This window comes from Aestuariivita sp., assembly GCF_049276915.1.
Taxonomy (GTDB): domain Bacteria; phylum Pseudomonadota; class Alphaproteobacteria; order Rhodobacterales; family Rhodobacteraceae; genus Aestuariivita.
Genome location: NZ_JBASXK010000004.1, coordinates 1 through 5,604, shown reverse-complemented (window position 1 = coordinate 5,604; position 5,604 = coordinate 1). Strand labels below are relative to the sequence as shown.

5 protein-coding genes are annotated in these 5,604 nt (G+C 58.2%); 3 read left to right on the top strand and 2 right to left on the bottom strand.

Features of this window, described 5'->3' with window-relative positions:
• From WAO69_RS00315 to WAO69_RS00305, 3 genes are all read left to right on the top strand, one after another.
• Nucleotides 1-687: acyltransferase family protein (locus WAO69_RS00315; protein ID WP_422175559.1), on the top strand; the 687-nt coding region annotated here is incomplete at its 5' end.
• On the top strand, nucleotides 684-2,048 hold the full coding sequence (locus WAO69_RS00310) for an oligosaccharide flippase family protein (RefSeq protein ID WP_422175557.1): 1,365 nt from the start codon (nucleotides 684-686) through the stop codon (nucleotides 2,046-2,048). The genes WAO69_RS00315 and WAO69_RS00310, both read left to right, overlap by 4 nt.
• Nucleotides 2,045-3,214 (top strand): hypothetical protein, encoded by a 1,170-nt coding sequence (locus WAO69_RS00305; protein WP_422175555.1) that lies wholly within the window; start codon nucleotides 2,045-2,047, stop codon nucleotides 3,212-3,214. Before WAO69_RS00310 ends, WAO69_RS00305 begins: the two co-directional genes overlap by 4 nt.
• Here WAO69_RS00305 and WAO69_RS00300 read toward each other — a convergent pair.
• Both WAO69_RS00300 and WAO69_RS00295 read right to left on the bottom strand, forming a co-directional pair.
• Nucleotides 3,112-4,455 (bottom strand): hypothetical protein, encoded by a 1,344-nt coding sequence (locus tag WAO69_RS00300; RefSeq protein WP_422175553.1) that lies wholly within the window; start codon nucleotides 4,453-4,455, stop codon nucleotides 3,112-3,114. The two genes, WAO69_RS00305 and WAO69_RS00300, sit on opposite strands and share 103 nt — an antisense overlap.
• A complete protein-coding gene (locus tag WAO69_RS00295; protein ID WP_422175551.1) occupies nucleotides 4,455-4,724 on the bottom strand; it encodes a spike base protein, RCAP_Rcc01079 family in 270 nt (89 codons plus the stop codon). The genes WAO69_RS00300 and WAO69_RS00295 overlap by 1 nt, the downstream gene beginning before the upstream one ends.
• Between the last annotated feature and the right edge of the window lie 880 nt (nucleotides 4,725-5,604).

The window sequence follows — 5,604 nt, the reverse complement described above, 5'->3', positions numbered from 1 at the left end:
CAGATCCTCAGCTCATACACGTTCTTTCCCTATGAGCGCGCTGACGGGCGCATCGCACCTGTGCTGTCGTTGGGGTGGACGCTGAATTACGAAATCTTCTTTTACGCCTTGCTTGCGCTGTGCCTTGCGTTGCCGCGCCCCCTTGTATCACTCGGCATCGGAATTGCCGGCCTTGCCACAATGGGTTTGCTGTTCAGCTTCGACACGGCCGCGTTTACCTTCTGGACCAACCCCCTGATCGTTGAATTCCTGTTCGGCATTGTGCTGGCGCGGCTCTGGCAAAGCGGCTGGCTCATGCCAAGCACAACAGCTGCGGTGATCTGTCTTGCCACTGGCCTCGCGCTTCTCATCGCGCTGGATCCGCTGCCGCTGCCCCGCTTTATCGCCGCAGGCCTGCCCGCCACACTTATGGTCGCCGCCGGTACGCTGCTTTGCCCGATATGGCGCTGGCCAAGTCTGTTGATGGGGGATTCATCCTTCGCTCTCTATCTCTCGCATCGCTTCACGCTGCGGGCCGCGACGCTCCTTCTTCTCCCGATCCTTCCCGCAACCCTCACCGGAGCATGCATCTATGTCGCCACCGTTTGCGTTCTGGCGCTCGCGGTCGGCCTGTTGACCCATTTGACAATCGAGCGCCCCCTCATGCGTGTCCTTGACCGGCCCGGCTCCACCAAGGTGCCGGTATGAGAGCGCGCGTCTGGTCCTTTGCACTGCAATGGTCGCGTGTCGGCATCGGCGCGATCCTGTTCCTGATCGCGGCGCGCTATCTCTCACTGATCGAAATCGGCCTTTTCGCCACTGCATTTGCGCCGATCCGGCTGACGCAAGGCCTGCACAAAGCGGGCATCGCGGATACGGTGATCCTTTTCGGGCACCGGCATCAGAGGCTTGACGCTCTGTTTGCGCTATCGCTCATGCTGGGCCTTGGGATCGGTGCCCTTCTGCTGATCACTGGCCTGATGTTTCGGGCACCAATCCTCATGGCGCTCGCCGTGATCCCGGTTCTCAATGGCGTCAGCGCCGTGTCTGAGGGTCTGCTGCGCAGGGAAATGGCTCTGCGCAATTTGGCCCTGCGAACAATCACCACGCAAACGCTTGCAGCAGGGCTTGCGCTGACCCTGCTGACCTTTGGCTTGGGCGTCTGGGCATTGGTTGGGTTCGCGGTGCTGAACGCCGGACTTAACTGTGCGCTGTCCCTGATGCTTGCACGATGGGCACCCAAGGGCCGAGCACGATGGCGCGCCCTGAGACTGATCCTTGGAAAAACCAGCCAGATCGCGGCTCGGGATCTTCTGTCCTCTGCACTGATCCCGCTGGCGCAATTGGCCGTCGGTCTGTGCCTGGGGATGTCTGCGGCAGGTGCGTTCCAGATCGCAACGCGCATCCTGTCTCTGATCGACGCGCTTGCAATCGCGCCACTGCGCTTCATTGCGCTGCCCCAGCTGCGCCGGGATACCGGGGCCGCTTTCTTTCAAACACTGCAGGACCAGCTCAGATTGACCTCGGACATCTCGATCTGGATCTGGGCGGGAACATTTGCCACCGCGCCGACTGTCCTCACGCTGGCCGTGGGAGCGGATCACGCAAGAAACGCCGCTCCGATCCTTGAAGCGCTTGTCCTGTTCGGCCTGACGGGCGCACTTCTCATGCCGTTCAATCAGGCGCTGACGGCGCAGGGCCATACCCGCCTTGTGCTCTTGCGCGCGGCCTTGTTGCTGGGTCTTGCCACATTGCTTGCAGCACCGATGCTGACGATCTCGGCCACATCAACCGCCAGCGCTCTGTCTGCGGCGGCTGTCCTCAACGGGATCTGGTATCTGAGCCGCGCCCTGCCCCGGCTGGACATGGTCACGTCCGACCTGACCGCTCTTGCCCGCCCCCTGTTTGCAGGCGCGCTGATGGCCACGGTTCTGATCATGACATCCGATATGTTCGCTGGACTGACAGCCATACCGGCATTTCTGACTCAAGTGGTGTTCGGAACGGTCCTATACACCGTCTGCCTGGCACTGATGCGCTGGCGCAAACCTCAAAGGCTGAATGCATGAAACGCGTCGTCATCCTGACGGGCCATTTTCCAGGGCAAAACCGGCAAACCAGCATGCTCTGGGTATCGCATCATCTGCAACGCATGGGTTGGCACGTCACGCATGTGAGCGTGGGGTATTCCTGGGTCTCTGTCCTGAAAAGGGACATACGTCTGTCATCCCTGAACCGGAAACCAGACATCGGACACAGGGTATTGACGGGAACACTCAGTTCGCTTCACGCCCTGCCCCCGGTGCATCCGTTCAGAACACCAAGCAAAGCGATCAACCGACTGCTGAAACCGCTTTGGCCGATCTTCGCGGCGCATTGGCGACCGCGCATTCGCGCGCCCCTCGCGCGGACGGATCTTGTGATCTGCGAAAGTGGCCTGCCGGTTCTCCTTGCCCCGATCCTGGCTGAATACGCGCCAAATGTGCCGCGTATCTTCCGGGTGAATGATGATGTCAGCCTTCTCAATGCTCCCGAAGTGCTTATCCATGCCGAAGAGGCCAATGCCAGGTGCTTTACCCGGATCAGCACCGCCAGCCCGCTTCTGGCAGATCGCTTTGCTGGCCATGGGAATGTGACCTGCGATCCGATGGGCATCCCGCATCATCTGCTGAAGAACGTCCCGAGTTCACCCTATTCAAGCGTTGGCACAAAGGCGGTTTGTGCCGGATCAACGCAGATTGACCTCGATGCCCTGTCGCGCATCGCCGATCAGCGACCAAACTGGGATATCCATGTCCTCGGACGCCTCAGACAGAGGCCTCCGAAAAGAACCAACATCACCTGGCATGGAGAGCAAAGCTTTGAGGTCACCCTCGGCCACATCGCGCATGCGGATATCGGGCTGGCCCCATATATCGACGCACCCGGAATCGAATACCAGACAACCAACTCGAACCGGATGCTGCTGTATCGTCACTTTGGCCTGCCGATCCTTGGCCCGGACCGGCTTTGTCACCCCCGCGCCCCTCAGATCATCGGTTATGGTGACCCCGATGCGCTGACACAGTGCGAAACACGCCCGAAACAGCCCGAATTGATCCCCGACTGGTCCGAGCTGGCCATAAGGTTGGCTCAGAACGGTGTGACGGACCCCCCGAGAGATACCGCAACCGTGCCGTCAATCGCCGTGAAATCACGTATGAAAACCGTGCCGGCATTAGCCTCCAAAGCATAGTTCTCGACCGAGCCCGACGCATCCGCCACACAATCCTGCAGCCACATGAAGGACGCATTGGAACATTTATACGCCACCGACGTTCCATCCACATCCCGCGCCTCGGCGCGCGCGCCGGCAAGCCATGTGCGCGTTGATTGGATGCAATGGACCTCGGTCCCGTTGCGCGACAAGCCATAGTCACCATTCAAAACGATGCCCCGTGCCGAGTCATGAACGGTCATCGCGTTACAGGATTGTGCGCCACCGCTCCCGTTGCGATGCGCCGTGCTATCGACCAGAAGCACATGCATGCCGGACGTGCCATCTTCGTGAAATGACCAACCATCCTTTGCGCCCTGACTGGCATCACAGCCAAAGAAGGCGATCAGGCCATCTGTCCGACGCACCCGCGCTGCGTCAAGCGGAGCCGCTGGATTGGATGGCGCGGAATAGCGAAATGAGCAGTTTACGCCCACGATGTTCCGCTCTGCGACCGCATCAAAATGCAGCGCGCCGGTAATGCCGCCCTCGATATGGATGTTTTCCAGATAGAAATCCTCGGCATGAGTCAGGAAGCGCGCGCCGTGGAAGGATCGGATCAGCGCGATATCCTCTGGCCCAGGTGCGCCGCCTATGTTGACATGCACATCTGTTCCCTCGCGCGCCCAGCTGTCAGGCGTGAGAGCACATGCGGCGACATCGGGCACTTCGGTCAGTTCGCTGTACTGACCTTCCGGGGTCAGGATATCCGTGCGAAACACCCGCTGCACACCGCTGGCAGCCGCTGCATATGTTCCACCCGATACAGTCCAATTCACCACATGGGGTCCGGTACGATAGCGCACTGCGCCCCCCCAACCGATAACGGCCACTGGTTGGTCAGGCTCTTCATTTCCGTTGCGCGTAAAGGCGGTTTCCTCCAGGTTCCCGGCTTTGACCAAGACGCGATACGGAGCGTTGGTGGCATTCCCAGCCAGGAAAGCTGCATGAATCGTTCGCTTTGCATCTGAAAAATCGCCATCCTGCGCGCCCAGACCAGAGTTGGCATCATCGCCCAAAACCCCATCCACATGGATCGCAGCCCCCGTCCAAATCTGCGAATTCACCAGATCACGCGGCGCGACATCCACGCCGTATCTGGATCCGATCCGAAAGAACCCAAATCCAAACCGCTGCAGGTCCCAGTCAAAGCCATCAGGAAGCGCCACGGGTCTGCGCATACTCCACGGGGCCTGCAAGCCGACGGAAACGCCCAGCATCAGACCAACCCCTTGAGGCCCGTCGCCGTCGTCCCTGTCGCAAAAACACGCTGGATGCGCAGAGGGTAGATCGCACCTGGCATAAGACCCGGCAAGGTCAGAAGATCACCATTTCGAAGCTCGACCGCTACGTCGCCAGATGTCGTCACCATCAACGCTCGGGTTACTTCGGCCAGTTCGCCGCTGTCATCGGGCGTGATGTCGAAACCGCCTTGGATCGGACTGTTCAGCCCTGTTTGATGAGTGTCGAATTTGTCAGAAATGGGCATGCTGGCCTCCTTACGCAAAAGTTGGCGCGATCCTTGCCATCTTGCGTTGAGATATGAACAAAGAGGCGCGCGGGCCGTTAACGCGGCGGGGAAAGCTTTGTCAGATCTCTACGCTCGCCACCTTTTGAGCAAGTTGCCGGATGACCAGTCTTTCCCGGCGCATCCGCGCGGTAAGGTTTGGTGTGATGACACTGAGATCAATTCATTTTGCCGCGCAAAGTTCGATATGCACGGGTCATGACGACCTGAACTTCCTGGTGCTTTGGAACCGGGCGATCTGCGTTCACGGGAATCCCCAGATTTACTGTCGCAATCCGAATCCTTCACATAACCATTACAATTTCTTTAAGATTTCGGGCGTCATGTAATTCTATTTCCGATCGCAACACAAAGGATCACAAGGCTGCGGCGCACAGGATTGGTCGAGAAAGGACGCAAGAAGAACCTTCATGGAATTCTAATCTATTGATTTAAAGTTATAATTTTTGAATTTCGTCACTGGGCCGAAACTCGAAAGACATGTCTTCCAGCTTGATCTCTTTTTGCGGTGTGCAGTCCATACATGCTCAAATTCCGGGCATCGCGTGCGGAGACCTGCATAAAGCTGAGATGGGTGATCAGCTTTTGATTGTCCCTACGTCAGGAATCGCGTATAAAGAACACTGATTTGAGAGTTCGGTGGCATTGTATAGATCCATCATAACTTGTTGAAATCCGCTGCACCAGGGGCTGCAATTTTGAAACACGAAGATATTGCGGCGCTTGCTGCAGCCAATGCTATTGCGTTTGACCCGTACACAATTGGCAGCGCGAAGCCAGCGTATCCATTTGAAACTTCAAAGAAAACGGGGTTTTTGCGTCCACATTTCAGGATCGCTAA

Excerpts from the sequence above, each read along its gene's own strand:
- WAO69_RS00310 (WP_422175557.1), top strand. The coding sequence starts at position 684 with ATGAGAGCGCGCGTCTGGTCCTTTGCACTGCAATGGTCGCGTGTCGGC.
- WAO69_RS00305 (WP_422175555.1), top strand. The coding sequence starts at position 2,045 with ATGAAACGCGTCGTCATCCTGACGGGCCATTTTCCAGGGCAAAACCGG.
- WAO69_RS00300 (WP_422175553.1), bottom strand. The coding sequence starts at position 4,455 with ATGCTGGGCGTTTCCGTCGGCTTGCAGGCCCCGTGGAGTATGCGCAGA.
- WAO69_RS00295 (WP_422175551.1), bottom strand. The coding sequence starts at position 4,724 with ATGCCCATTTCTGACAAATTCGACACTCATCAAACAGGGCTGAACAGT.